Raw genomic sequence first — 25,449 nt, forward strand, 5'->3', positions numbered from 1 at the left:
TTTTTTATCGAATAAACTGGCGAAAACCAGTAAAAATACCCAGATAAAAACTAAGGGTTTTGGGCGGGCTTGGCGCCGAGATAGACCAGCGCAATGAAAACTCAAGCCAGCGTCATCGGCGCCTCAAACGGCAAAGTCAGTGTAATTTCAAGACCTTGCCCCACCTCGCTACGCAAACTAATTTCCCCGCCCAATTTGCCATGCACTATCGAATAGACCTGATACAGCCCTAAACCACTGCGCCCCTGACCAAATTGAGTCGTATAGAAAGGCTCAAAGATTTTCTTTTGCAATTCGTGCGAAACACCAGCGCCATTATCCTGATAGCGTATTTGCAGTCGTCCATCGTGCAAAGCCTGCGCATGGATTTGAATCACTCCGCCCGCAGCGCCAGTAAATCCATGCAGCAGCGAATTTTGCAGCAATTGCTGAAAGATCAGCTCTAACTCGGGTCGAAAGCTCATCAAAAATACGTCGCGGGCAATCGCTAGCTCTACGGTGATGTGGCGAGCCCGAAGAATACCGTCAAGTCGCGCAACTTGCTCACCAAGTAGCGTGGCAAGAACGATGGATTCAGGCGCTTGCGTTGAGCGTTCATTCGACAATTGGCGCAAATCGCGGATCAAATCGCTAGAACGTTGTGCATTGCGCTCGATCAGATCGGCAATTTGTAAACCTTCGACGATGTATTGCTCTACCTGTGATTTCTTGAGTGCGCCTAATTGCAATTGCTGATTCATTTCGCGGCTATTATCGCTAAAGGTCGTTGCCGCAGTCAGGATACTGCCCAAAGGGGTATTCAGTTCGTGCGCAAAACCCGCCACTAAATGCCCTAATGCGGCGAGCTTTTCGGCTTGAATCAATTTTTGGCTTGCCTGACTTAAGGCGCGGGTGCGCTCTTGCACCCGTGTTTCAAGCTGATCATTTTGCTCGATCAACTGCGTATTGAGCCGCGCGATCTGCTGCTGGTCGAGATTTTGTCGATGTTGCGCCATCGCTCGCACAGCTAGCAAGCCCAATTGATGGGCATGTTGAATCTCATCGCGTAACCAGTTGCGTTGCTGCCCCAAATGTTCAAAAGCCAGCACCGCGATAAACTCCTCATTCAAACGCACAGGCACCAGTAAAATCGCCTGAATATCTTGTGCCTGCAAAGCATATTCGCTCCAGCGCCACGTGTATAAATGCTGCCCTGCCGAATGCGCGATAATCATTTCACCCGACTTCAGATTGTCGAATAAGCTGGCAAAAGCTTCCCCTGCCACACGTGGCCCCGGCTTGAGTAATTCGCCCAGAGCATTGGTGCGCACCTGACAATCGAGTGATTCATCATTCCAAAGCCAAAAACTCGCCTGCGCCAGATTGAGCACTTTGCAGGCAGTTAGGCACAATTGATAGCTTAATGTCGCAATATCTCCCTGCTCCAGCGCGGGATCACTGGAAAGATCGAGTAGGATTTGATCTGAGTTTTGCAGCAAGCCCGCCACTTTGGCGACCTGCTCTAAGGGGGCTAATTGGGTGGATTGATTGATCTTGCGATCCAGTGCTTGGCCTTGGCGTTGCATTTGCAAAGCAGTGCCTAAATCGCCGATTTGTTCACAAATCTCAGATAATAAATACAAGAGCCGCATCCGCACATGCGCAGCACCAGCTTGCTCGGCAACGATTAAACCTTGATTCGCCAATTGCAATGCCTCGTTGGTCCGCGCCATTTTGAGCAGACATTCAGCTCGCAACAATAATGTCTGCGCCCAAGCCCAACGATAGCCCGTGCGCTCAGCGATGACGCCAGCCGCATCCAAAGCCGTCATCGCACGTGCAAAAGCCTGACGCGAAAGGTGAACTTCGCCCAGCCGCATCAGCGCTTCGGCTTCATCATCGGCATGCTTGAGTTCGCGTGCCGTATCGAGCGCAAAATTAAACGAGTCTAAGGCTTCATCGCTGCGTCGCAACTTGTGTAGATTGACGCCCAAATTGATATGCGCCTGCAGCAATAACCAGCGATCGTTCAAATGCTCACAGCGCGCAATCGCTTCGCGGTGTAGCTTGACCGCCGAATGATGATCGCCAAGCGCGTCATAAATTTGCCCTAGCCCGACTTTGGCCTTCACCCAAGTGACATATTGCTGAGATAACTCGGCCACTTCCAGACAGCGCGCCCAAGATTGGATGGCCTCGCGATACTGGGCACTGGCGTAGTAGGCTTTACCGATTAATTGCAATAGCCGCGCTTCAGCGTCAAATAAATGGTGACTTTGCGCCATTTGCAAGGCTTCGTATTGCAAATCAATTCGCGCGTTGCCATAGCTAATCTGCGACAGCATTTCGATCGCGGCGATCACCCCCACCGCGTCATGCTCGGCGCGTGAAGTACGCAAAAGTGCTTCCAATTGCTGCTGGGCTTGTTCCCGCTCGTTATGCAGTCGCAACTCGATTTGCGCGATTAATTTCGCAAATTGAGGCGTACTGCTAAAAGGCTGCAACAAGGGCAACATAGAGGCTCACACCAAGTATTGATGGAGCTTATTCTAGACTTTTGATAACGGAAAGCTAGCAAAATACGCGCGCAAGGCAGGTAAGAAAATAAGGCCTAACATTAAAAAAAACAGAAGGTATAGCTACAGAACCATTTCGAGCAAACAACCCCAATCAAATACCCCTAACGCTTCAATAATAAAGTCATGCCGTCGCCAGTCGGTAAAATACAATGCTCGACGCGCTGATCATCGCGCAGTTGGCGATTGAATTCATGCAAAATCGCCACGCTACGCGGGTGTTTTTCATGCGGCGCCGCAACTCGACCATTCAAGAACATATTATCGAGAATAATCAGCCCGCCTTGGCGCACCAATTGCAGCGCGTATTCATAGTAATTAGGGTAATTGGGCTTGTCGGCGTCGATCAGCATGCAGTCAAATGTGCCTGCAGCGCCCTCCTCGATCAGGCGGGGCAATGTTTCTATCCCGCGGCCTAAATGCATCGTTGCTTGATGATCTACGCCCGCCCGTTTCCACCAGCTTTCCGCTTGCACGGTAAATTCATCGCAAATATCGCAGGCAACGACTTCACCGTCTGGCCCCATCCCGATGGCGGCGGCAATTGAGCTATAGCCTAAAAATGAACCGACTTCGATATAGCGTTTGGCGCCCATCATGCGCAGCAGGAAAATCAGTAAAGCGCCCTGCTCTGGCGCCAGCGACATTTTTGCGACGCGGTGCCCCATGGTTTCCTCACGCAATTGCCGCAAAATATCGGGCTCACGTAAAGCCGATTGCATAAAGTAATCACGCAGGGGTTCGGATAAAGCAAGGGTCTGGACGGTCATAATGGGAAAAGGTGTACGGCACAAAACGCGATTATACCGTATTGATCTACGCAATTTGCCATTGCGACGGCCAAGCCGCTAAGGGGTCATCAGACGCAGCAAGCGATGGCGGGATTTACTCATTTCAAGCTCACGCTCAATTTTGCGTAAGCGCGCACTGCTATGGCGCGATAATTTCAGCGGGAAGCCTTGGCCCAAAGATTGGCCAGTGAGTAAGTCGTGCAGCTTCTTGCGATGTTCGAGGGCGAGTTTGTATTGCCCACTATCCAGATACAACTCAGCCAGCAAGGATTGCGACTCCAGTAGCAAGGTCGCTAATTGCTGCCGCTCACTAAGGCGCACGGCTTCTTGCAAACATTCTTCGGCCAGATCGATTTGATTGAGCCCGATAAAACAACGCGCCAAGGCACTCATAACCTGCACCTGCCCTGCGACGAGCTTGTTGTGACGGAATAATTGATACGCTTGGCTCAGTATTTCTTGTGCTTCGCGATAGCGCTCGAAATGCAAATGAATCAATCCATCGTAGGTCAGAACCTCGGCGCGCCATTCGGGATGATTGATGCCATCGAGCAAGTGCTGAGAGACTTGGCCGAGTGCCGCTAACGCGCGATCTAGCTCGCCCAATCGATAAGCCGCCGTTGCTATATTGAGCGCGACTTCGCAATCAAGCTCTTTGTCTTGCAGTGGCAAGCTCAAGCTATTGGCGATCAAATGAAAATGCATAGCTTTGCGAAAATCGCCAAATGCAAAATGCACCTTGCCAACGCCAATATAGGCGCGAATACAGCCGCGGGAATCTTGCAATAAGGCCGCGATTTCCAACGATTTAAGCCAACTATCGAGCGCCAGATAATAATCGAGTTGCTCGTAATACAGCTGACCCAACTCATCCTCGCATTGCATTACTGGCGGCATGTGCTTGAGCCGTTTCAAATACCGAATCGCCGTTTGCAGTGTTTTGATGGCGTCTTTTTTCTGCCCGGCCAGACTCTGCGCTTTGGCCTGCAACCGATATGCTTGGCCTATCCACTCGCCATCTTGCTGTTGACGGGCGATAGCGACTAATTGGGTCGCCTGAGCTTGTGCCTGTTCAGTATTTTGTGTGAGCAGCGCCAACGCCGCTGCATACTGCTCGGAAAATAGGCATTCAGTCGACATGGGGCTCTCCTGAATACAGGCAAACCTGATTTCGCCCCTGATGTTTAGCCTGATAAAGTGCGGCATCGGCCGCTTCAAATAGCATCTGTGCCGACATGGCGTGCTGCCACTGGGCACAGCCCAGACTAATGGTCACAGCCAGCTCTGGAGCAAGCGAGCCCCAATTAAAATTGGCAATTTTCTGGCGCATCCGCTCGGCGATCTTGCATGCGACATGAGGCTCGACCCGAGGCAGAATCAAGACAAATTCTTCACCACCATACCGCGCCAATAGATCCGTATCGCGCGTTAAGGCATGCAGTAAGTGCAGGCCATTTTTCAAAACTTCATCACCAATGTGGTGTGAATAGCGATCATTAACTTGTTTGAAATGGTCAAAATCAATCATGATCAAACACAGTGACCCGCCTTCCTGCGCAATCTGCTGCATCAAGACCGGCAATTGCGCATCAAGCGCATGCCGATTGAGTGCGCCCGTCAACGCATCATGGAAAGCGGCACTTTCCAATTGCTGCATCCGTTCGTGCTCTTGGTGTCGTTGCTGCATCAACTGCTTTAATTCCAGCTCACTTCGGAGCAATTGCAGTTTGATTTCGGCCTGATTTAAACGACGGGATGACAGCGCATCCAGTTGATCATGCCGATTTTGCTGTAACAGCCGCAAATAATAATTATGAAAACCGATGTGATGCATCGTGGCACGAATATAGTCACCTTTGGCCTCGAAAAGGGCTGAGAGCTCAAAGTGAATATTCTGACGCAAATGATCGTCTTCCATGTGCTCGGCCAACTCCAGCGCTTGCAGCAATTGTCGCTCCGCTTGCGGAAAATCATTCAAGCGCGCATTCAATTGCCCCAAACCCAAGAGACTTTGCACCTGCCCCCAGCGCGAGACGGTATTCAGATTCAAATCGTAAGCGGCTTGATAAAAAGCCCGTGCACGTATCCAGTCTTGCCGCGCCATATTCATCTGGCCGAGATATTGATTAATTTCAGCCAGCCAGCCCAAACGCTCAGGCAATATCAAGTCATCTTCAGTTTTCATCAGCAATTGCTCAGCGAATGAATATTCTTTGAGCTTGATGAGTGTCGCAGCTAAATGCAGCTGTGTTTTTGACTGTAAATCTTGATCACCATGCAGCTGCGCCCACTCTAGCGCTTGTGTTTGGTAATAAAATGCCTGATCAAAATTATCGTGTTGGAAATAAAGATTGGCGATCCCTAGGTAGGCATGGATATAGCGTTCAACGTCATCATCAAGCTGGGCGATTTGCAGCGCGTTGAGCCATGCTTGTAGCGCTTGCTGTGTCATCCGCTGGGCTTGATAACAAAACGCTAAACCATCGAAGCAGGCACTTTGCAGTTTTCGCTGACCCAGCTTTTTCCCCAGCTCCAGCGCCGCATTAAAATTAGTGATCGCTTGGTCGGTTTGTTGCAAGATCGATTGCGAATTAGCGATCAATAGCAAAGCCTGAGCCTTTAGCTCATTGGATTGAATCTGCTCAGCACTCGCCAACGCCGCTTGCGCCAACACCAAGCTAGACTCGCAATTCACGACAAAAAGCCGCCGTGCTTCTTGCAGGCAGCGAATAATGTCATCGGCAACGCAAGGCGTTGGCGGTAAAAATGCATCAAGCTCAGTCAAGGGTGCTGATCGTCATTCCCAATCAATGGATTAATTATTGAGTTGCTGCAATAAAACTCGCAATTGATCCTCGTCGTCGGCTTTGAGCATTTTGCTCACAATGGGTTTAATCCGCCCCATTTCTGCCGTCAATAACTGCTGTTTCACTTTCAATAACTGAATAGGCAACATCGAAAAGCGTCGCAAGCCCAAGCCCAGCAGCAACCTGGATAAGCTCGGATCACCCGCCATTTCTCCGCACATTGACGCGGGTTTGCCCATTTTGTCGGCGGTGCTAATAATGTGCTTGAGCAAATGCAAAACACCCGGATTGAGTGGATCGTATAAATGGCTCACGGCATCATCATTGCGATCGACGGCCAATGAATACTGGATCAAGTCATTGGTACCAATCGATATAAAATCAAGATGATTGAGAAAAGCGCCCACCGCCATCGCGGCCGCGGGTACTTCGATCATTCCGCCGAGCTGAATATGTTCATCAAAGGCAATGCCTTCTTCACGCAATTGCGCCTTGATGTCTTCCAGATGCAAGCGCGTCTGCTTCACTTCACTCAGCGCCGAGAGCATCGGAATCAGCAATTTGATTTTGCCAAATGCTGATGCACGCAGCAGTGCGCGCAATTGGGTACGGAACATTTGCGGCTCGGCCATGCATAGTCGAATACCCGTCAAGCCCAACGCAGGATTGGGTGCCTCGCGTTCCGATTGCCACGACGGAATTTTATCTTTGCCCAAGTCGATAGTACGGATAATGACGGGCTTATCCTGCATCGCCAGCGCAACTTGGCGATAAGCTTCGAACTGCTCTTCTTCGGTCGGCAGATCGTCTTCTTTCAGGAATAAAAACTCGGAGCGGAACAAACCAATCCCGCTGGCGCTGTTTTCCAGCGCCAATTCGCAGTCTTCCGGCAGCTCGATATTGGCGGTCAGCTCAACCTTAGTGCCATCGAGCGTGACTGCTGCTTGGGTTCGGATATCTTGCAGTTTGGCCTGCTTGATCAGCCATTCAGACTGACGGAACTGATATTCGGCCAAAATGGCGGCATCAGGATCAATAATGACGCAACCCTTGATGCCATCCACAATAATCAGCTCTTGCTCGCGGATAATCTCGCGGGCATTGCGCAGCGCCAAAACTGAGGGCAAATCAAGGCTACGCGCCAAAATGGCCGTATGCGATGTTAAGCCGCCCACATCGGTAATAAAGGCTTTGTAATTGGTGTCTTTGAACAAGACCATATCGGCAGGGGATAAATCATGCGCCACCAAAATGCAGTCGTCACCGCCACAACTCGGGGCGTGGTTACCGTGTTCATGCCCAGCCAGCGCTTTGAATACGCGCTCGGTGACCTGAATGACGTCGGTACGACGTTCACGCAGATATTCTTCTTCGATCTCGTCAAATTGCGCGAGTAATACATCAAGCTGTTGCTTCACCGCCCATTCAGCATTGCAGCGTTGCTGCTCGATAATATGGCGAGGCTCTTTGGATAGGGTATGGTCGTTGAGCAGCATGATGTGCAAGCTCAAAAATGCACCTAACTCGGCGGGGGCATTATCGGGAATACTCCCCCACAGCATTTCTAATTCTTTGCGGGTATTGCGAATCGCGTCATCAAAGCGCTGCAACTCCGCGGCCAAACCTTCGGCGGGAATGAGGTAATGCACAATCTCGATATCGGCTTGCGACACCAAATGGGCATGACCGATGGCAATACCGCCACCGACCCCTAAACCATGTAGGCTAATACTCATCTATTCCCTCCTGTAGGCGCGCACATCGCCTGAATCTGCCGCAGGAACACCTACAGCAGAAAGGGGTCGAGAACTCTAACGGCCTCGATCACCCTATGATTGATTATTCGCCTTCACCAAACTTGTCTGCCACCAAAGCAGTCAATGCATCCAGTGCAGCCTGTTCATCAGGCGCATTGCTGGTGTCGATAATGATTTTGCTACCTTTGCCCGCCGCCAGCATCATCACGCCCATAATCGATTTGGCGTTAACGCGTTTTTGATTGCGACTGACCCAGACTTCACACTGAAACTGGCTCGCCAGCTGCGTAAATTTACTTGATGCGCGAGCGTGCAAACCTAATTTATTGACGATTTCGACTTCTTGTTGCGGCATTGTTCTTTATCCTAATTACGACTGGGCACCTGGCAACATATACAGCACACCTTCGAGGCCGCCTGTAATCGCCTTGCTAACTGCAATTTCCAAAGACTGATGACTGTATGACAAGGCGCGTACCAACATGGGCAGATTCACCCCGGCAACCGCTTCAACGCGCCCCGCCTGAATCAATCGATTGGCCACATTGGAAGGTGTTCCGCCATAAATATCAGTCAGCAGCAGCACACCTGAGCCATCATCGAGCTCGTTGATCAAGGCCTGCGCACGACGCACGACTTCATCAGGCTCGTCCGCCTTGCTCACGGCCAATTGGCCCAAATTCGGCAAAGGGCGACCCATAATGTGCTGCGCACAGGTCATTAGCGCTTCACCCATCGAGTAGTGAGTCACGATGATTATGCCTACCATGCGGATTTGCTTCCTTTTCTAGCCCTAATGCCTTGTGAGCCTTGGGTTTTTTTATTCCGATTCTGCATCATATAACTGTTTTTACAGTTGCGGCAGTATGAAAAATGCCTATGTACTCTGCTGCAACACTACGCGGCTTAACGCAGGCGATATAAATGCGCTGGTTTCTTGAGCCATTTAATGCGTGACTGCAAGCTCGGCGAGATAAATACCGCCCCCGCATCGTTAATGACCATCGCATCGTTCACACCAAATCGCTGCGCGTAGACCCAACTCGTATTCACACCGCCAATAAACATCGGCTTGGTCGCCACATCAGAGATCGCACCCGCATTTTGGCTGGGGGGCGCGACGATCGTGACGGCCTGAACGCCTTGCGCTGGCTGCCCGGTACGTGGATCGATCAAATGGCTATAACGCTTGCCATTGAGCATAAAAAATCTTTGATAATCGCCCGATGTGCCGATTGATTCACCATCTTTGAGTGCCAGTGTCGCCATGGCCTCGGGTTCACGCGGATGCTGAATCCCCACAGTCCATGGTTCTTGCCCTTTTTTACCCAGCGCCAGCACATTACCGCCAATATTGATCAAGGCGTTAAACACCCGCTGCTTGCGCAAATAATCCGCCGAATGATCCAGCGCCCAGCCCTTGGCAAAGCCACCCAGATCAAGCTCAACCGCCGGATTTGTACTACTCACATTAGCCCCATCAATCAGCACATTATCCATACTGGGTTGGGCGGCCAGCAGTGCCGAGATCACATTGGCATCAGGTGTGACGGCGGCAAAGGTGTCTTTGTGAAATCCCCACACATTCACCAAAGCACCCACAGCAGGGTTAAATAGCTGATCGCTTTGCCGGGCGTATTTTTGCGCGGCATTGAGCATGGCAATCAGCTCAATATCCGCCTCTACCGTTTCACCTTGTTTAAATGCGGCATTGAGACGCGTAATTTCCGATGGCTGCCAGGCATGAAGTTTGCGATGCAGGCGATCCAACTCAGCCAGCACGACGCCTGCGTGTTTGGCCGCGACGGCATCATCCAAGCCATAAATACTGATCTGCACCCGCGTGCCAAAGACATAGCTTTCCTGCTGGTAAACCTGCTCGCCGCTACAGGCAGTGAGCAAAAGCAAGAAAGCCGCGGCAAACAGGCCACGGCTTTGTCGAAGGGCTGTTGAGACGCTTAACAACATTTCCTCTCAAGCGCATCGATGAATAAACCGGCCACATTAATCCCCGATTGCGCGGCGATTTCCTGAAAACACGTTGGGCTGGTGACATTCACCTCGGTGAGATTTTCACCAATCACATCGAGTCCCACCAGCAGCAAGCCTTGTGCCGCTAATTGCGGGCCGAGTTTCTCGGCAATTTCTCGATCTTTGGCGGTTAGCGGGCGCGCAACCCCTGCACCGCCCGCGGCCAAATTGCCACGCGTTTCACCATTTTGCGGAATTCGCGCCAAACACCAATCCACGGGTACGCCATCAATCAGCAAGATACGCTTATCGCCATCCTTAATCGCTGGCAGGTATTTCTGCGCCATCACCAGACGTTCGCCATTGTGGCTGAGCATCTCCAGTATGCTCCCCAAATTAGCGTCTGCATTGGTAATGCGGAAGATACCTGCCCCACCCATGCCATCGAGCGGTTTCACGATGACATCGCCGTGTTCGCTCACAAAGGCGCGGATGTCGGCCATATTCTGGCTAACCATCGTCGGCGCAATGTATTCGGCAAATTGGAAAATCGCCAGTTTTTCATTAAAGTCGCGCAGCGCCTGACCGCGATTAAATACTTTCGCACCTTGCGTTTCGGCGAGACTGAATAACTGCGTCGCGTACAAATATTGCTGATCAAAAGGTGGGTCTTTGCGCATCACCACCGCATCCACGTCGCGCAAGGCGATGTAGCTTTCTTGCTCGATGTGATACCAGTCGTGGCCAACTTGCGTCTCGGTAAAACCGATCCACTGCGCTTTGGCCTCCACCACGCCCTCTTTGAGGCGAAGATCATCAGCTATACACGCCAAAACCTGATGCCCGCGCGCATGGGCTTCACGCATCATGGCGTAAGTGGAATCTTTGTAAATTTTAAATCCGCTCAGCGGGTCAGCGACAAAAAGGATGCGCATTAGAGGCTTCCTTCTTCCAGCTCTAGCGAACCGGCGAGCAGTGCCAAGCGCGCCACGACGCCGTAGGCGTAAAAGCGGTTGGCTTCGCAATCGGGTGAGCCGTCGCAATCGGGGGTTGAGAGCGGGGTTGCAAACGCCAAAGGCTTAAAGTGCATGCCCGGCGCGTTGAGATTTTCGTCGATGCCGCGCCCAGTATGCACGCGGTAAAAGCCGCCAATCACAAAGCGATCGAGCATATAGACCACAGGCTCAGCCACACCATCATCGATGGTTTCAAACGTCGGCACGCCTTCTTGCACAATCACGTCGTGCACTTCCATGCCTTCCTTGATCACCGACATTTTGTTGCGCTGTTTGCGATTGAGGCCAACCAGCTCTGCACCCGATTTCACGCTCATAATACCCATGCCATACGTGCCAGCATTGGCTTTCACAATGACAAATGGCGTTTGATCAATGCCGTATTGAGCATATTTAGCGGCGATTTTTGCAATCATCGCATCAATCGTGGCGGCGAGTTTTTCTTCGCCTTCTCGCGCGTGAAAATCCAGGCCATCCACGTGCTCGAAGTAAGGATTAATCAGCCACGGATCAATATCGATGATGCTAGCAAAATCGGCGACGACACGATCATACGCGGCAAAATGCCCGGTTTTACGGCGCACAGCCCAACCGGCGTGCAGCGGCGGCAATAAGGTCTGCTCGATGTTTTTCAGTAAATCAGGAATGCCAGCGGATAAATCATTATTGAGCAGCACCACGCACGGGTCGAACTCACTCAAATCAGCGCCCAAGCCAACGCGATTTCCTTTACGCGTCACTGGCTCTTGCAGCATTTTGCTGCCATCGGGCAAATCCAGCTCGGTCGGCGCCGAGATTTCGGGATTCATGCTGCCGATACGTACCACCATGCCGGCTTGGCGCAGGATTTTGGCCAGCGCCGCGACGTTTTGCAGGTAAAAACCATTACGGGTGTGGTTTTCCGGGATCAGCAAAATGCGGCGCGCGTCAGGACAGTAGCCCTCTAGCGCCATCATCGCGGCCTGTACCGCCAGCGGGTGAAATTCCGGATTGAGATTATTAAACCCACCCGGATAGAGATTCATATCGACGGGAGCGAGCTTGTAGCCCGCATTACGCAAATCAACCGAGCCATAAAACGGCGGGGTGTGCTCCTGCCATTGATTACGAAACCAGTGTTCGATTTCCGGTTGGGCGGCGAGGATTTTGTGTTCCAGCTCCAACAGGGGGCCAGTCAATGCGGTAGTCAGATGCGGCACGCTCATGGCGGCTCCAGCGTCAATTAAGTGATTCAATAAGATATGGCGACAGCTTGTACGAATTCAAGATCGGCGCTGCGCTAAATATACATACCCCATGTATTTACATCAAAACTAGTACATAAAAGCTTTTTCAGGCTATACACCTAGCGTCTTGGTAAATATTGCCGAATATGACTCAGATTGATCGGCGGGATATGCCATGCCTCGGTGTTGATTTCATACAAGCGATCAAGTTGATGCCCGTAATATTCGATGCCATGTTCATCATTCAGTGCCGCACAATATCCAGCGGCCTGCGCATTCAATCGCGCCTCGATATGCCGCATACCATCAAGCTGCGCCAGATGAATAGCCCGCTCGATCATATCGCGCGCCATTTGTGGCGAGCCTTGCAAAAAGCGCACTTCGGCCAGCATCCCGAGTACATTGCATTCTGCCCAGTGCGATGGGGTTTCGAGTAACGCTTCGAGTGCTTCTTCGAGATAAAACTCAGCCTGAACGAGATCATGCGCTTTGAGGTAAACGGTACCTAAATGCAGCAAAGACTCCGACACATAATGACCAAAACCATGCTCCCGGCTAAAAGCGACCGAATCTTTCAGTATCCGCGTCGCCTCCTCAACCTCGCCACCATTATAAAGATCCCATCCTAGGCTCAATTGCGCTTTGGCAAAAATCAACGGATCAGGGCTCAGTCGCAGCAATAACATGGCCGCCCGATAAAATTCCGCCCCTTGCAGGTATTCGTTGTAGGCGCTGCAAATATGACCAAGACCGATCAGGGCAAAAATATGGCTATAGCCACAATGGTGCAAACTACGGCATTGCCCAATACAACGCGTCCAGTAATCGAGTGATTCGGCGTAAAGCCCGGCGGTATAGCGGTCACGCCCGAGACGCTCAAGCACTTGTGCTTCAAGCAGGCCCAACTGATCTTGCTCGCAGATCGCCAATGCATCGATCAAGAGTTGGGCGCCATCAAATCGTTGCCCGAGCTGATCTTGGGTAATGGAAATAAAAATACTGGCCTGCACCTGGGTGGCGCGGTCGTGATACGCCAAACTGTCCGCCAGCAATTGCTCGCTCAACTGCAGAGCCTCACCGGGGGCACTATAGAGAGAGCGGCTAATCGCCTTAATCTTTTCAGCTGCGGAAGGGACTGTTGTGGTCATGGCCATTTAGCTTCTGTTTTTTGCCATCGTAAATGGCAATCCACGACCCCGCAAATACAGATCATCATTCAAAGCGATCTAAGGCGAACCCGACGATCACAACCATCCTTTGCGCTTAAAGAACCAATACGGCGCAATACCCGACAACACCATCAACATTAATGCGGCGGGGTAACCCCAGTTTTCAGATAACTCGGGCATATGGGCAAAATTCATCCCGTAAATCGAGGCGACCAAAGTAGGCGGCAGGAAAACCACGCTGGCGATCGAGAAGATTTTGATGATTTTATTCTGCGCCAGATTAATCAAACCCATTACCGCGTCCATCAAGAAGTTAATCTTGTCGAACAAAAATGCGCTGTGGTTATTCAGTGATTCCAAGTCGCGCAAAATCTCGCGCAAATCATTTTCCTGCGCTGCGGCCAACTGGCGGCTACGCAATAGGAAAGACAGCGCGCGGCGCGTGTCCATCAGATCAAGGCGTACTTTACCGTTAATGTCTTCGTGCCCTGCCAGCTCGGCCAGCGCTTGCCCCATCAGCTCGTCGGTCATATCGGCGCTGTGATCGAGTACGCGGCGACTCACTTCATCGAGCTTGGCATAAATGTCTTCGAGCACGTCAGCGTCATACTCGACGGCGGCATCATAAATCGCCAGCAAAATTTCCTGCGCACTACTCACAAAGCCCGGTTGCACCCGAGCGCGCAAGCGAAACAGCCGAAATACGGCCAATTCCTCTTGGCGTATCGTTAGCAAACGGCCTTCGTTCAGCAAAAATGACACGGTAACGTTATTGTGCGCGTCTTCCGAATGTGACAGAAAAAACGAGCTGATGTGCACGCCGTTATCATCAACATAACAGCGCGCTGATTCTTCCAAGTCTTTCAGCTCTTCGTCTTCCGGCAACTCAAGGTGAAACACACGCTGCACCAATTCACGCTCTTCGTCGCTCGGGTCCACCATATCGACCCAAAGCACCTCCGGTCGCGACAAGTCTTCCGGCACCAGAGCAGGGACTTGAATCAAACGACCAGCAGAGAGGACGAAGGCATTGAGCATGGATACAGCCTTAAAAAATCGATGAGAGATTGCGCGCAGATTATACGGCAGCGCAAGCAACTAAGGGGATTCTTGCTCGTTCGACATCGCGTGTGCGTACTGACATCGGCCGCCTTTCAACTCGACGCTTTCAATCCATGCCTCGCGATCACAATGCGTCGCCAAGAATGAGCTAAGTGTTTATTTTCACATTCTTATTTGCCAAATTATTACATAGAGACCAAGCCAGTATTCTTTTAGCATAAGGACATCAACATATTTTAGGAGTCGGCAGCATGTCTACACCTCGAATTCCACCGCTGCGCATTATTGAGAGTGAACCCGTCGTCACACCTACGTCACCGTCGCCAATACAGGTCTATCCGGAAACAAATCAAGCCCTTGGCTATACCTTATTGCTTGGTGCATTTTTATTACTCACCACGGGCATGATTTGCTCACCATTCATCTTGCCGATGATTCATATTCCATTGTTAGCAATCAGTGCAGCATTACTGTCAATTCCGGTAATCATTTTCAGCGTCATTAAACTGGCTTAATGGCTAAGTAGCTCAGCCCCCAGAGCACGGGGCCAAGCATCGTAATGGTGTTATTGCAGCAATGGTGAGCGCTTACTTTAGACAACTATGCCTTGACTCATGGCAGAACCTGCACCAGCACAACACCCCACGGCAAAAGATGCTCGCGTCGCCCGACACAGAACCTTCGCAAGCGCAATGGATACATAATTGCGGAGCTGGCACTTTGCACATCGCCCGCGTCACGATTTTGCCGTACCCGCGTGCTAAACTGCGCCGCACCATTTGACACTCACTATTTTCAGCCCCATGAAATAGTCTGCCGTAGGACCTGCTATGACCGTGATCAGCCGCAAACCCCAGGAAAGCCTGCAAGAGAGCTTGCAACAAGTCGTTCGCCTGCTCGAACGCCATAAGCTGGTTGAGGGCATGGTGCATAAGCAGGAAATGGCCAAGCATGATCTGGTTGAGCAGCTCGTCCACCGCCAAAATCTGACCGAATTGCAGATGAAGCTGGCGGCGCTGCACCCGGCCGACATTGCGCACATTCTGGAAGCGCTGCCGCCCGCAGATCGTCTGACGATCTGGGGTTTGGTCGATGCGGAAGACGACGGCGAGATTTTGCTGGAAGTCTCAGATGCGGTGCGTGAATCGCTGCTGGCCGATATGGCACCGCACGAAATGGTCGCGGCAGCGGGGCAACTCGATACCGACGAGCTGGCCGATCTGGTGCCCGACCTGCCGCAAGCGGTGCAAAGCGAAGTCTTGGGCACGCTGGACGCCGAAGATCGAGCCGAAGTGCAGTCGGCGATGTCGTACACCGACGATCAAGTTGGTGCGCTGATGGATTTCGAAATGGTCACCATCCGCGCCGACGTGCGCTTGGAAGTGGTCTTGCGCTATTTGCGCCGCTTTGAAGAATTACCAACGCATACCGACAAGCTGTTTGTCGTCGATGATGAAGACATTATCAAGGGGGTATTGCCCCTCAATAAGCTACTGGTCAGCGATCCAGAGGAATACGTCGGCAATGTAATGGCAGATGATGTGGTGATTTTCCAGCCCTTTGACGATGCGGGCGAAGCCGCGCAAGCGTTTGAGCGCTATGACCTCGTTTCCGCGCCCGTGGTGGATTCCAATCATAAAGTCGTAGGCCGCATTACCGTCGATCAAATGGTCGATGTGATCCGGGAAGAATCCGAAGCCGAAGTGCTCTCGCTGGCGGGTTTGAAAGATGAAGACCTGTTTTCCAGCGTCGGCAAAGCCGTCAAAAACCGCTGGCCGTGGCTGGCAATCAACATCTGCACCGCCTTTGTCGCCAGCCGCGTGATCGGTGCGTTTGAAGGCACGATTCAACATTTAGTCGCGCTCGCTGCGCTGATGCCGATCGTCTCGGGTATTGGCGGCAATACCGGCACGCAAACCACTACGCTGATTATTCGTGGCTTGGCACTCGGGCAAATCACGCCATCGAACACTCGCCTCTTGCTGAGCAAAGAGCTGGGTATCGCCTTGATCAATGGCGCAGTCTGGGGCTCGGTACTCGGCGTCATTGCTTGGGGCTTGTATGGTAAATGGGATTTGGGTCTGGTGATGATGGGTGCGATGATGCTCAATATGCTCGTCGCCGCGCTAGTTGGGCTATTCGTGCCACTCACCATGCAAAAACTCGGCCGCGACCCCGCTTATGGCTCGTCGGTGATGATTACCGCGATGACCGATAGCTTGGGATTCTTTATTTTCCTCGGCTTGGCGACGGTGTTTTTAATGTAAGTAGTTCCCGTTACACAGGAGCTGCTTCATCTAGCAAATAGCGGTCAAATTAGATGGAAGAATACACAGGTTATTTTTTGCTCATGAGCCCCGTGTTGCTTGGGTTGATTTTTGCATTACTCCATAAGCCTTTAACAAAACTCTGTTCTTGCTTTCAGCTAATTGTGCTGCGCTTAAGCTATACAACTTTAACGTTCCTGTTGTTGAGTTTTGCGTTATCGTTTGTCTTCCCTGGTGGACCTCGTTACCTCGGTTCGAATAGTCATTATCCAAGCAATAGTGCAGCATATTTCATCAATCATATGCTTGGAAACTTCACAATACTGCTAATGAGTTTGCCAATCTGGGTATGCTGTATATGGCTAATCAAACGACCTGACACAGGACGAATTAAGTTAGGATTGCTGGCTGCTGCGACTTTAATTGTGGCAATGCCTTTAACCCTGATTGCCGGCTGTATTACAGCTGGCGTTTGCGTTTAAATCACTATGCTCACCACCCTTGCCATTGCCAATTACCGCTCACTGCGCGAGCTGATTATTCCACTGGGGCAGATCAATGTGATTACCGGTGCCAATGGCAGTGGTAAATCGAGTCTCTACCGTGCTTTACGCCTGTTGGCGGAAGCCGCGCAGGGGCGGATGGTGGCGAGTTTGGCGCAAGAAGGCGGTTTTCCATCGACACTGTGGGCAGGCCCTGAAAGCATCAGCCGCGCCATGAAGCGCGGCGACACACCCGTGCAAGGCACGATCCGCAAAGAAGTGGTGTCGCTCAAACTGGGCTTTGCGGCCGATGATTTTGGCTACGCGATTGATTTGGGTTTGCCAACCCCCGACTCCACCACGCGATTTGGCAACGACCCGCACATCAAACGCGAATGCATATGGGCGGGCCCGATCCTGCGAGAATCAGCCCAATTGGCCGACCGTGATCGCAGCTTGTGTAAAGTGCGCGATGGCGACAATGGCCGCAGTTGGCAGATTCTGAGCCGCCACGTCCCAGACTACGATAGCTTATTTAGTCATTGCGCCGATCCACTGCGCGCGCCTGAAGTGCTGGCGCTGCGCGAGCGGATGCGGGCGTGGCGCTTTTATGATTGTTTGCGCAGCGACGCGCAAGCACCGGCGCGACAAGCGCAAATTGGCACGTACACGCCCGTCTTGGCGCACGATGGCGCGGATCTGGCTGCGGCGATGCAAACCATCCGCGAGTTGGGGCGCGGCGAGGAAATGGACGCGGCGATCGCCGATGCCTTTCCTGGCGCTCGCGTCGAGATCATCGTTGAAAACTCACGCTTTAGCGTGCAAATGTGGCAATCAGGCTTGCTACGTCCGCTATCGGCGGCAGAATTATCGGATGGCACTTTACGCTATTTACTCCTCGTTGCCGCGCTACTGAGCCCAAGGCCCCCCGAATTGCTGGTGCTCAATGAGCCTGAGACTAGCCTTCATCCTGATTTACTACCCGCTTTGGCGCGGCTCATCAGCGCGGCGGCGCAACACAGCCAAGTGATCGTGGTGAGCCACGCCGCACGACTAGTGACCGCACTGGGCCGAATGCGTGAAGCGCACATATTGCAACTGGAAAAAGAACTCGGGGCCACGCAGCTTGTGGATCAGACTGCGCTGGATCGCCCAGCTTGGCACTGGCCCAGTCGATAGATACTATGCCAGTGTATATCTTTCAAAACTCTTTCTAATAAGCCACTCAGCCACATACCCTCACCAAAAAATGGTGCTAAATTACAAACAAGCCGATATTTTTGCTGATCTTCGCTGCAAAATAGCTAGGGCTACGCCAGCACAATTGTTACAATAACGAGAATTATTCTCAGCTGTGGTTTTATGTGTAATTTATCGGCCAGCCTCTTGCTGGATGTATTGGGACAGCAGCGCTTTGGGGTGGAATATCAACCGCTGATCCACACTGGCACGGGCGATATTGTGGCGTATGAAGCTTTGGCGCGATTTTATGATCAAGCGGGCGCCACCTTGCGCACCGATCATGTGTTTCACGCGCTGCACGATAGCCCGCTGACCTTGTTTCAAGCTGAATATCAGATGAAGCGCCTGCAAATCGATTTCGCCCCAGCGGGGACGCTGTTCTTAAATCTTGACCCCGACGCTTACACCGTCGCGATGCAAAATGATGACACGCACCCGCTACTCGATTTGATCTGCCCGCGCCGCGATGTGGTGCTAGAGATTATCGAAAACAGCGATTTATCCGATGCACGCCAAAGCGCACGCATGGCGGATGCTTTTGCGCAGCGGCAAGTACGCTTGGCGCTCGACGATATTGGCGCACCGCATTCGATGCTGTCTCTACCGCTGTTGATTCAAGTGGATTGCCTGAAATTTGACCGCAGCTGGTTAAGCCAGCTCGATTGCCCTCTGTATCGGGCGGCGCTCTTGAGCCTAATCACGTATGCACGTGAAACAGGCAAACAGACCGTCATGGAAGGCATAGAAACCGACGCCCAACTCGCGCTGGCACGATCGTTGGGCGTGGATTTGGTACAGGGCTTTTTGTATCGGCCACTGTTTATAGTGCAGCAAGCCTAGGGTATTACCTTCAAAGCCAACTGACTTAATTATTTGGCGGCAATACCCTTGGATAATTTCTCGATCAATTGCGTCACTTCCGCCGGACGATACAAGGCTTCGCCTTTGCTGCTAAAGACCTTCACTTCGCCATTCTGAATCAAGCCTGCTTCGAGCTTGCGGTTTTCCGCGTCGATCAACAACCAAGCACTATCCTGTTTGCCCGCTTGCGGTTTGTTGCCGAGCACATACAAAACACGATCGAATTGCAAGGTGCTGGGCGCGCTCATGTGCTTCATAAAGGCGTTGAAATCATCACCCAAGATTTGCTTGAGCTCTGGCATGATTGGGCTAACTTCGGTTAATAAGCCAATATCTTGCGGGAATTTGCCTTTATATTGCGTCAACTGCGCCCAATCACCATTCACTTTGAGCACCTGCTGCGCCAATTGGGCTGTTTGTGCCTTCACCGCGCTGGCGATATGACTGGCATTCAATCCCAGCGGTTGCAAGACCTGATTCGCTTCGCTGGCGACTTGGTCAATCACGCCATCGGTCTGCTTTTTCACCTCTTCGCCCACAATACCCACCACCGACGAGGCCACCTGCTGCGTCAATTGGCTCGCTTGATCACACGCCGACAATAAGCCAACCAGCAATAAGGCAGGCAATACAGTCCAGCGTTTCACGGTTTGCGCTTTTACAGCATTCATCATCCAGCACCACTCCATTGATTCACAGCTCGTATGATTGGCAATCGGCGACCAAGTTCCTGTTCTAGTTAATTTTATCTACTGACGCAATAAAAATGCCTGCGGAATGATTCAGCATTGATTCAGACGTACTCAGGCATTCTGGCGCTGAACAACCTTGTTTTTGCTCTAAGGACAGACTCAGATGCGCACATTTTCAATCCTAATGATCACCGCCAGCCTCATCGCTAGCACGGCTTTCGCCGGCAATGATAGGGATCACTACGACAGCAAGCGTCAAGGCCCGCAGTGGAAACAGCGTGATTTCGCCATTATTCGCAATGTAACGCCGCAATACGAACAAGTGAGCCAGCCGCGCCAAGAATGCAGCTCCGAATGGGTCACCGAAACGCTGCCAGCGCCGCGTGCGTCTAATAGCATTGCGGGTACCATTTTGGGTGGCGCGGCTGGCGGGGCGATCGGCCATCAAATCGGCAAAGGGCGCGGCAAAGATGTTGCGACCGTCGCGGGCACCATCATCGGAGCGTTGGTCGGCGAGCATATGGCGGATCCATACAACGTATCGCAGCCGGCCAACACCGTTAACCGCGAAGTGCAACGCTGCCGGCAGGTGAATGATTACGCCCAACGGGTACGCGATTACCGCGTTGATTACGAATATCGTTCGCAAATTTATACTACAACGATGAATCGCTACCCCGGCGAGCCTGGCTCGCGCTTGCCGGTGCGGGTCATGGTCGAACTCGATGAATAACAACTATTTGTGAGACGAGTCTTAGTCTCCAGCGCTGGCTTGCGGGTACAATAAGCAGATTGAAAAAGGATCATGAACATGAAACATCTCATCAAGATCTTCATTTTGGCACTGTGCCTCTGCAGCTCGGTATTTGCCGCGGTAAGCCGCGACGATGCGGCCGAATTGGCACAAAAGAAAACCAGCGGCGGTAAAGTGCTGTCGGTAGAAAAATTTATGGACGGCAGCAAATCCGTGTGGCGCGTCAAAGTACTGACCAGCGCTGGCGATGTGCGCGCGGTCTTTGTAGATGAAGCCACCGGCACCGTTCACTAAGCGAGCGAAGCAAAGGACATCGCGATGCGCCTGCTGCTGATTGAAGACGAAGCGGCCTTGCGTGAGCCGCTGGCCAAAAAGCTGACGAGCGAGGGCTATCGGGTCGATACGGCTTGCGACGGCGAAGATGGCTTGTATCAAGCCTGTGAATATCCATTTGATCTACTGATTGTCGATCTGGGCTTGCCTAAGCTTAGCGGTGTCAAAGTCATCGAACGCGTCCGAGCAGCGGGTCACACGATGCCGATCCTGATCCTCACCGCTCGCGGCGCGTGGCAGGATAAAGTCATCGGCCTTGAGGCCGGCGCTGACGACTACCTCACCAAACCCTTTGAATACCCCGAATTGGCCGCGCGCGTAATGGCGCTATTGCGTCGCTCGCTCAAAGCGCAACCCGACGGCTTGCAACTGGGGCCGCTGAAAATCGATTTTGCCCGCCAAAGCATCCACAATGCGCAAGGCAAAGTTGAGCTGACCGCATATGAATACCGCTTGCTCGAATATCTGATTCAGCAACGCCCAAATGTGGTGACCAAACAGGCGCTTTCCGATTACCTCTATCCACACGATGACGATCGAGACAGCAATGTGATCGAGGTATTGATCGGCCGCCTGCGCCGTAAGCTCGACCCGAGTAGCGAGCTCACGATTATTGAAACCCTACGCGGCCGTGGTTATCGCTTTGCGCTGGAAAGCGCATGAAACCGAGCCATCCGCGCGGGAAAGCGCAAAAGAGCGAACCAGTCTGCGTTGGCATACACATGAAATTGATCCAATCCGCACGGAAAAACAGCCCATGATTTCGATTCGCGCCCGGCTACATTTAGGTGCCAGCATGGTCATGCTGGCTTTCTTTTGTCTGGCCGCTTGGGCCGTGCAGGGCATTTACACCAGCCACTTGCAACGCAGCCATTACGAAAGACTGCAAAGCGCGGTGTATATGCTGATCGCAATTACCGAGGTCAATGCGCAAGGACATTTGCAGCTACCACCTAGCCTAGCCGAGCCCTTATTATCTGTCCCGCATTCGGGGCTGTATGCGCAAATTAGCAATCCCAGTAAAAATGAATTTTGGCGTTCGCCCTCCGCGGTCAATCTTGGGCGCTTTCCCACGCCCAACCTGACTACAGGTCAGTGGCTACATCAAGAAGTGCGGCTGAATGAGCGCAATTACCTGTATAGCGCGTATCAGGTACGCTGGGTGATCGGCGATCAGGCGCAAACAATCAACTTTAGCGTGCTCGAAGATATGCAACGCTATCAGGCGCAATTGCAGCAGTTTCAGCATGCCTTATGGGGTTGGCTCGCGGCCGCAGCGGTATTTTTATTGCTCGCCCAAGCCTTATTGCTACGCTGGGGGCTAACGCCACTGACGCAATTAGAGCGCGAATTGGCCGCCATCGAAAACGGTGAGCAAGCACAGGTCAACGGGCTTTACCCACAAGAAATCGCCCCGCTGGCCAGCCGCCTGAATCGCTTGGTCGAGCAAGAACATGCGCGGCAAAAACGCTATCGCGAGGCGCTCGCCGATCTGGCGCACAGCCTAAAAACCCCGCTGGCGATCTTGCGTAATGACACACACGATGCCGAGTATGCACAGCGAGTTCAAGAGCAAGTCACGCGCATGGATCATATCGTGCAGCACCAGCTCGGCCGCGCCGCGCTACGTGGGCAGGTTGAGCTGGCGCAAGCCATCGCCCTCAAACCCATTGCCGAACGCCTGATTGCATCAATGCAAAAAGTCTACGCCAGCCGCAATCTGACATTTAGCCTGTATTGCAGCGATGACTTGGCATGGCCCATCGACGAGGGCGACGCATTTGAAATCATCGGCAATCTGCTCGATAACGCGGGTAAATGGGCGCAAGCTCAAGTTGAGTTACATCTCATCCATTCACATCATCAATTGCAAATCATCGTCGCCGACGACGGCAGCGGCTTTAGCGACACCTGCGCCCCACTGCAACGCGGCATCCGCCTCGACGAGCGCGTGGCAGGGCACGGCATCGGGCTTTCGGTCGTCGCCGACATCGTGCAGGCCTATCAAGGCCACATCGAACTCGGCCGCAGCGCGATGGATGGCGCGAGCGTGACGCTAACACTACCGGAGTTACGCTAAACACAGCGCAAACCAGCACATACACAATGGGGTATGTCTGCAAAATCATTATCATGAAATGGCTTTGCCGATATACCCCAAAAACCAATCCGCCATTCAGCAAGCTGCTAAAATAAGCGCACCCTCAAGGAGCTCATCTTGCCCACTTACCGCGAACTCATCCAACACAGCCAGATCGAGCGTTTTGATGCGCAGGTGCTTTTGCTGCATCTCATGCAAAAAAACCGCGCTTGGCTGATTGCGCATGATGATGAAGAGGCGAGTGAAGCGGTAGTTGCTGCATTTAGCGCGCTGGCGGCGCGGCGGCTTGAGGGTGAACCGGTGGCATATTTGGTCGGCTCGCGTGAGTTTTTTGGCCGCGAATTTCGCGTAACGCCATCAGTACTGATCCCACGCCCCGATACCGAATTACTGGTCGAGCTGGCGCTGGAACGCGCCCCCAAAAACGGCAATATCATTGACCTAGGTACGGGATCGGGCTGTATCCCGATTACGATTAAATTAGAACGCCCCGATTTACAGGTCAGCGCACTTGACCTATCTGGCGATGCACTCCTTGTGGCGCAAGCCAACGCCCACACCTTGCAGGCGGAAGTGCGCTTTTTGCAATCGGATTGGTTGAAGGCTGTTGCTGGCGAGTCATTTGATCTGATCGTTTCCAATCCGCCGTATATTCATTGCGAAGATGATCACCTCAATCAAGGCGATTTGCGCTTTGAGCCCACGGGCGCACTCACCGATGGCCATGATGGCCTACATCACCTCAATACCATCATCGAGCAAGCGCCTGCGCATCTAAAGCAGGGCGCATGGCTGTTGCTGGAGCACGGTTGGGATCAGGGCGAGGCGTGTCGCGATTTATTGCAGCGGGCCGGTTTTGCCGAAGTAAAAACGTGGCAAGACCTAGGACAAAACGATAGGGTTAGCGGTGGTCGTTGGGCGGCACCATAGGAAAGCCTTGCTCGGCCAACCAGCGCGCGGCATCCGACATTGAGTTACTACGCCGATAATTCACCAATTGGCTGGCCCGCTCGGCCAAGGATTTCACAACCAAAGCATGAAAATGCGAGGGCAAGATGTCAGTCACCGCCAGCAAACCGTAGCTGACACATTCTTCAAAAAAGCCCCACCACGCCTCCAATACCTCAGGTGTGCCGCCTTCCCAATGCGCGGCATTGGTCAACATCGCCCAAGGCTCACCACCACGGGCAAGCCAAGCCGGCATCACCGCGCTACGCAGAGCAATGACGGCTTGTTCGTTCCAAAGCCCGCTATAAGTCACAATCAGCACATCGCCTTGCCAGCGCAGTTGAAACTCACCGTGTTGAACCCAGTTTGGCATCGTGTTTCGATTTTCCGAGATTGGTACTGTGTTTTAACCGAATTAAGTCAATTTGACACCCAGTACGCACACCGCAATAGTCTTGCCGCAACACAAGTATCGGCTTTACAATACCCGAGTAAATTATTCAAGCTTTGTGAGCCTACTATGAGCATTCAAGACACCATCCGCCAACAAGTCACCGACAATGCCGTGATTTTGTATATGAAAGGCACACCGACCTTCCCACAGTGCGGCTTTTCAGCTGGCGCAGTACAAATCCTGAAAAATCTGGGCGTGAATTTCGCTGCGGTGAATGTATTGGCTGACCCAGAAATCCGCCAAGGCATCAAAGAATTTGCCAATTGGCCAACGATTCCTCAGTTGTACGTGAAAGGCGAATTCATCGGCGGTAGCGACATCATGAAAGAGCTGTACGCTAGCGGTGAATTGGCAGAAATGGTTGCTGACCTGAAAGCTGAATAAGCCCCGGCAGCCACAAGGAGCGCCTTGACCAGCGGTCAACGGCGCTCTTTTTTTGACTGCGGTGGCACGCTATTCGTCATCATCCTCTTCGGGATGACGCACCATCAAGACGGGAATCTTGGCGTGGTGCAATAGACTCTCGGCGGTGCTGCCAAAAATCAGATGCATAAAGCCCGAATAGCCGTGCGTGCCCATCACAATCAAATCAGCCCGCAAATGGCTCGCCACTTCGAGCACCGCCTTGGCGGCATTACCGCCAAATTTCTCCAAAACCCGACTTTCGCACTCTACACCAGCCACCACTGCTTGTTCACTCAGCTCATGCAAATATTGCTTGCTGTGCGCCACATTGGCTTCGTGTGATTCGCCATAGTCGATGTATTCCATCCCCGGCAGGCCCACCGGCGCTAAAGCGGAGCGAGAAATATCCTCCACATGCAGCAAAAAGAGGCGAGCTCCGGTGATTTTCGCCAATTTGATCGCTTCTTGAAAAGCGGCCAAGGCGGTCGCGCTCTCATCCATAGGTACGACGATACGTTGATACATAATGTCCTCCGATGTCGGCAGACTGAAATAA

General features: G+C 52.4%; 26 protein-coding genes. 11 read left to right on the forward strand and 15 right to left on the reverse strand.

Going from position 1 to position 25,449, the window contains the following annotated elements; all coding sequences use genetic code 11:
* Nucleotides 1-101: 101 nt before the first annotated feature.
* The 12 genes from HQ393_RS13165 to corA form a co-directional block, all read right to left on the reverse strand.
* Nucleotides 102-2,495 (reverse strand): ATP-binding protein, encoded by a 2,394-nt coding sequence (locus HQ393_RS13165; protein WP_179355615.1) that lies wholly within the window; start codon nucleotides 2,493-2,495, stop codon nucleotides 102-104.
* Between the two features lie 164 nt (nucleotides 2,496-2,659).
* Nucleotides 2,660-3,277, reverse strand: coding sequence for an O-methyltransferase (locus HQ393_RS13170; RefSeq protein WP_246307892.1), 618 nt, complete (start codon nucleotides 3,275-3,277; stop codon nucleotides 2,660-2,662).
* A 126-nt stretch (nucleotides 3,278-3,403) separates the two neighbouring features.
* Nucleotides 3,404-4,486, reverse strand: coding sequence for a tetratricopeptide repeat protein (locus HQ393_RS13175; RefSeq protein WP_179355617.1), 1,083 nt, complete (start codon nucleotides 4,484-4,486; stop codon nucleotides 3,404-3,406).
* Nucleotides 4,476-6,131 (reverse strand): tetratricopeptide repeat-containing diguanylate cyclase, encoded by a 1,656-nt coding sequence (locus tag HQ393_RS13180; RefSeq protein WP_179355618.1) that lies wholly within the window; start codon nucleotides 6,129-6,131, stop codon nucleotides 4,476-4,478. Before HQ393_RS13180 ends, HQ393_RS13175 begins: the two co-directional genes overlap by 11 nt.
* A gap of 30 nt (nucleotides 6,132-6,161) precedes the next feature.
* Nucleotides 6,162-7,889 carry a phosphoenolpyruvate--protein phosphotransferase gene (gene ptsP, locus HQ393_RS13185; protein WP_179355619.1) on the reverse strand — a complete coding sequence of 576 codons (1,728 nt, stop codon included), beginning with the start codon at nucleotides 7,887-7,889 and terminating at the stop codon, nucleotides 6,162-6,164.
* A 103-nt stretch (nucleotides 7,890-7,992) separates the two neighbouring features.
* Nucleotides 7,993-8,265, reverse strand: a complete 273-nt coding sequence (locus tag HQ393_RS13190) for an HPr family phosphocarrier protein (protein ID WP_179355620.1) — start codon at nucleotides 8,263-8,265, stop codon at nucleotides 7,993-7,995.
* 15 nt (nucleotides 8,266-8,280) lie between these two features.
* Complete coding sequence (locus tag HQ393_RS13195) at nucleotides 8,281-8,679, reverse strand: PTS sugar transporter subunit IIA (protein WP_179355621.1); 399 nt, start codon at nucleotides 8,677-8,679, stop codon at nucleotides 8,281-8,283.
* Nucleotides 8,680-8,816: 137 nt separating this feature from the next.
* Nucleotides 8,817-9,878, reverse strand: a complete 1,062-nt coding sequence (locus HQ393_RS13200; protein ID WP_179355622.1) for an FAD:protein FMN transferase — start codon at nucleotides 9,876-9,878, stop codon at nucleotides 8,817-8,819.
* Nucleotides 9,869-10,816, reverse strand: coding sequence for a glutathione synthase (gene gshB, locus HQ393_RS13205; RefSeq protein WP_179355623.1), 948 nt, complete (start codon nucleotides 10,814-10,816; stop codon nucleotides 9,869-9,871). The genes HQ393_RS13200 and gshB overlap by 10 nt, the downstream gene beginning before the upstream one ends.
* Nucleotides 10,816-12,102, reverse strand: a complete 1,287-nt coding sequence (gshA, locus tag HQ393_RS13210; RefSeq protein ID WP_179355624.1) for a glutamate--cysteine ligase — start codon at nucleotides 12,100-12,102, stop codon at nucleotides 10,816-10,818. The genes gshB and gshA overlap by 1 nt, the downstream gene beginning before the upstream one ends.
* Nucleotides 12,103-12,242: 140 nt before the next feature.
* A complete protein-coding gene (locus HQ393_RS13215; protein WP_179355625.1) occupies nucleotides 12,243-13,271 on the reverse strand; it encodes a tetratricopeptide repeat protein in 1,029 nt (342 codons plus the stop codon).
* A gap of 96 nt (nucleotides 13,272-13,367) precedes the next feature.
* Nucleotides 13,368-14,330: a magnesium/cobalt transporter CorA gene (gene corA / locus HQ393_RS13220; RefSeq protein ID WP_179355626.1), complete on the reverse strand. Its 963-nt coding sequence runs from the start codon at nucleotides 14,328-14,330 to the stop codon at nucleotides 13,368-13,370.
* A 275-nt stretch (nucleotides 14,331-14,605) separates the two neighbouring features.
* Between corA and HQ393_RS13225 the strand changes: the two genes are divergently transcribed.
* From HQ393_RS13225 to HQ393_RS13245, 5 genes are all read left to right on the forward strand, one after another.
* The gene (locus tag HQ393_RS13225; protein WP_179355627.1) at nucleotides 14,606-14,869 is read left to right on the forward strand and encodes a hypothetical protein; all 264 of its coding nucleotides are present in this window, start codon (nucleotides 14,606-14,608) and stop codon (nucleotides 14,867-14,869) included.
* 315 nt (nucleotides 14,870-15,184) lie between these two features.
* Nucleotides 15,185-16,621, forward strand: coding sequence for a magnesium transporter (gene mgtE / locus HQ393_RS13230; RefSeq protein ID WP_179355628.1), 1,437 nt, complete (start codon nucleotides 15,185-15,187; stop codon nucleotides 16,619-16,621).
* A 53-nt stretch (nucleotides 16,622-16,674) separates the two neighbouring features.
* Nucleotides 16,675-17,103 carry a hypothetical protein gene (locus tag HQ393_RS13235; RefSeq protein ID WP_179355629.1) on the forward strand — a complete coding sequence of 143 codons (429 nt, stop codon included), beginning with the start codon at nucleotides 16,675-16,677 and terminating at the stop codon, nucleotides 17,101-17,103.
* A 6-nt stretch (nucleotides 17,104-17,109) separates the two neighbouring features.
* Nucleotides 17,110-18,282 carry an AAA family ATPase gene (locus HQ393_RS13240; RefSeq protein ID WP_218871169.1) on the forward strand — a complete coding sequence of 391 codons (1,173 nt, stop codon included), beginning with the start codon at nucleotides 17,110-17,112 and terminating at the stop codon, nucleotides 18,280-18,282.
* Nucleotides 18,283-18,465: 183 nt separating this feature from the next.
* Nucleotides 18,466-19,185 (forward strand): EAL domain-containing protein, encoded by a 720-nt coding sequence (locus tag HQ393_RS13245; RefSeq protein WP_179355630.1) that lies wholly within the window; start codon nucleotides 18,466-18,468, stop codon nucleotides 19,183-19,185.
* A 29-nt stretch (nucleotides 19,186-19,214) separates the two neighbouring features.
* Here the strand turns inward: HQ393_RS13245 and HQ393_RS13250 are convergent, their stop codons facing one another.
* On the reverse strand, nucleotides 19,215-19,880 hold the full coding sequence (locus tag HQ393_RS13250; RefSeq protein ID WP_179355631.1) for an Ivy family c-type lysozyme inhibitor: 666 nt from the start codon (nucleotides 19,878-19,880) through the stop codon (nucleotides 19,215-19,217).
* 181 nt (nucleotides 19,881-20,061) lie between these two features.
* Between HQ393_RS13250 and HQ393_RS13255 the strand changes: the two genes are divergently transcribed.
* The 5 genes from HQ393_RS13255 to prmC all read left to right on the forward strand — a co-directional run bounded on the left by HQ393_RS13255 (nucleotide 20,062) and on the right by prmC (nucleotide 24,016).
* Entirely contained in the window at nucleotides 20,062-20,631 is a 570-nt protein-coding gene (locus tag HQ393_RS13255; protein WP_179355632.1) for a glycine zipper 2TM domain-containing protein, read from the forward strand.
* 78 nt (nucleotides 20,632-20,709) lie between these two features.
* Nucleotides 20,710-20,946, forward strand: coding sequence for a PepSY domain-containing protein (locus HQ393_RS13260; protein ID WP_179355633.1), 237 nt, complete (start codon nucleotides 20,710-20,712; stop codon nucleotides 20,944-20,946).
* 24 nt (nucleotides 20,947-20,970) lie between these two features.
* Entirely contained in the window at nucleotides 20,971-21,648 is a 678-nt protein-coding gene (locus tag HQ393_RS13265) for a response regulator transcription factor (protein ID WP_179355634.1), read from the forward strand.
* The gene (locus tag HQ393_RS13270) at nucleotides 21,599-23,065 is read left to right on the forward strand and encodes an ATP-binding protein (protein ID WP_179355635.1); all 1,467 of its coding nucleotides are present in this window, start codon (nucleotides 21,599-21,601) and stop codon (nucleotides 23,063-23,065) included. Before HQ393_RS13265 ends, HQ393_RS13270 begins: the two co-directional genes overlap by 50 nt.
* Nucleotides 23,066-23,203: 138 nt before the next feature.
* Nucleotides 23,204-24,016: a peptide chain release factor N(5)-glutamine methyltransferase gene (gene prmC / locus HQ393_RS13275; RefSeq protein WP_179355636.1), complete on the forward strand. Its 813-nt coding sequence runs from the start codon at nucleotides 23,204-23,206 to the stop codon at nucleotides 24,014-24,016.
* Here the strand turns inward: prmC and HQ393_RS13280 are convergent.
* Nucleotides 23,988-24,407, reverse strand: coding sequence for a hypothetical protein (locus HQ393_RS13280; protein ID WP_179355637.1), 420 nt, complete (start codon nucleotides 24,405-24,407; stop codon nucleotides 23,988-23,990). The two genes, prmC and HQ393_RS13280, sit on opposite strands and share 29 nt — an antisense overlap.
* Nucleotides 24,408-24,554: 147 nt before the next feature.
* On the opposite strand from HQ393_RS13280, the gene grxD reads away from it, so the two are divergent.
* The gene (gene grxD / locus HQ393_RS13285; RefSeq protein WP_179355638.1) at nucleotides 24,555-24,872 is read left to right on the forward strand and encodes a Grx4 family monothiol glutaredoxin; all 318 of its coding nucleotides are present in this window, start codon (nucleotides 24,555-24,557) and stop codon (nucleotides 24,870-24,872) included.
* Nucleotides 24,873-24,941: 69 nt separating this feature from the next.
* Here the strand turns inward: grxD and HQ393_RS13290 are convergent, their stop codons facing one another.
* Complete coding sequence (locus HQ393_RS13290; RefSeq protein WP_179355639.1) at nucleotides 24,942-25,418, reverse strand: universal stress protein; 477 nt, start codon at nucleotides 25,416-25,418, stop codon at nucleotides 24,942-24,944.
* Nucleotides 25,419-25,449 lie beyond the last annotated feature (31 nt).

Source organism: Chitinibacter bivalviorum, from assembly GCF_013403565.1.
In the GTDB taxonomy this organism is placed as follows: Bacteria; Pseudomonadota; Gammaproteobacteria; order Burkholderiales; family Chitinibacteraceae; genus Chitinibacter; species Chitinibacter bivalviorum.

Coding starts and splice junctions, on each gene's coding strand:
- HQ393_RS13165 (WP_179355615.1), bottom strand. CDS start 2,495: ATGTTGCCCTTGTTGCAGCCTTTTAGCAGTACGCCTCAATTTGCGAAA.
- HQ393_RS13170 (WP_246307892.1), bottom strand. CDS start 3,277: ATGCAATCGGCTTTACGTGAGCCCGATATTTTGCGGCAATTGCGTGAG.
- HQ393_RS13175 (WP_179355617.1), bottom strand. CDS start 4,486: ATGTCGACTGAATGCCTATTTTCCGAGCAGTATGCAGCGGCGTTGGCG.
- ptsP (WP_179355619.1), bottom strand. CDS start 7,889: ATGAGTATTAGCCTACATGGTTTAGGGGTCGGTGGCGGTATTGCCATC.
- HQ393_RS13190 (WP_179355620.1), bottom strand. CDS start 8,265: ATGCCGCAACAAGAAGTCGAAATCGTCAATAAATTAGGTTTGCACGCT.
- HQ393_RS13195 (WP_179355621.1), bottom strand. CDS start 8,679: ATGGTAGGCATAATCATCGTGACTCACTACTCGATGGGTGAAGCGCTA.
- HQ393_RS13200 (WP_179355622.1), bottom strand. CDS start 9,878: ATGTTGTTAAGCGTCTCAACAGCCCTTCGACAAAGCCGTGGCCTGTTT.
- gshB (WP_179355623.1), bottom strand. CDS start 10,816: ATGCGCATCCTTTTTGTCGCTGACCCGCTGAGCGGATTTAAAATTTAC.
- gshA (WP_179355624.1), bottom strand. CDS start 12,102: ATGAGCGTGCCGCATCTGACTACCGCATTGACTGGCCCCCTGTTGGAG.
- HQ393_RS13215 (WP_179355625.1), bottom strand. CDS start 13,271: ATGACCACAACAGTCCCTTCCGCAGCTGAAAAGATTAAGGCGATTAGC.
- corA (WP_179355626.1), bottom strand. CDS start 14,330: ATGCTCAATGCCTTCGTCCTCTCTGCTGGTCGTTTGATTCAAGTCCCT.
- HQ393_RS13225 (WP_179355627.1), top strand. CDS start 14,606: ATGTCTACACCTCGAATTCCACCGCTGCGCATTATTGAGAGTGAACCC.
- mgtE (WP_179355628.1), top strand. CDS start 15,185: ATGACCGTGATCAGCCGCAAACCCCAGGAAAGCCTGCAAGAGAGCTTG.
- HQ393_RS13235 (WP_179355629.1), top strand. CDS start 16,675: ATGGAAGAATACACAGGTTATTTTTTGCTCATGAGCCCCGTGTTGCTT.
- HQ393_RS13240 (WP_218871169.1), top strand. CDS start 17,110: ATGCTCACCACCCTTGCCATTGCCAATTACCGCTCACTGCGCGAGCTG.
- HQ393_RS13245 (WP_179355630.1), top strand. CDS start 18,466: ATGTGTAATTTATCGGCCAGCCTCTTGCTGGATGTATTGGGACAGCAG.
- HQ393_RS13250 (WP_179355631.1), bottom strand. CDS start 19,880: ATGATGAATGCTGTAAAAGCGCAAACCGTGAAACGCTGGACTGTATTG.
- HQ393_RS13255 (WP_179355632.1), top strand. CDS start 20,062: ATGCGCACATTTTCAATCCTAATGATCACCGCCAGCCTCATCGCTAGC.
- HQ393_RS13260 (WP_179355633.1), top strand. CDS start 20,710: ATGAAACATCTCATCAAGATCTTCATTTTGGCACTGTGCCTCTGCAGC.
- HQ393_RS13265 (WP_179355634.1), top strand. CDS start 20,971: ATGCGCCTGCTGCTGATTGAAGACGAAGCGGCCTTGCGTGAGCCGCTG.
- HQ393_RS13280 (WP_179355637.1), bottom strand. CDS start 24,407: ATGCCAAACTGGGTTCAACACGGTGAGTTTCAACTGCGCTGGCAAGGC.
- grxD (WP_179355638.1), top strand. CDS start 24,555: ATGAGCATTCAAGACACCATCCGCCAACAAGTCACCGACAATGCCGTG.
- HQ393_RS13290 (WP_179355639.1), bottom strand. CDS start 25,418: ATGTATCAACGTATCGTCGTACCTATGGATGAGAGCGCGACCGCCTTG.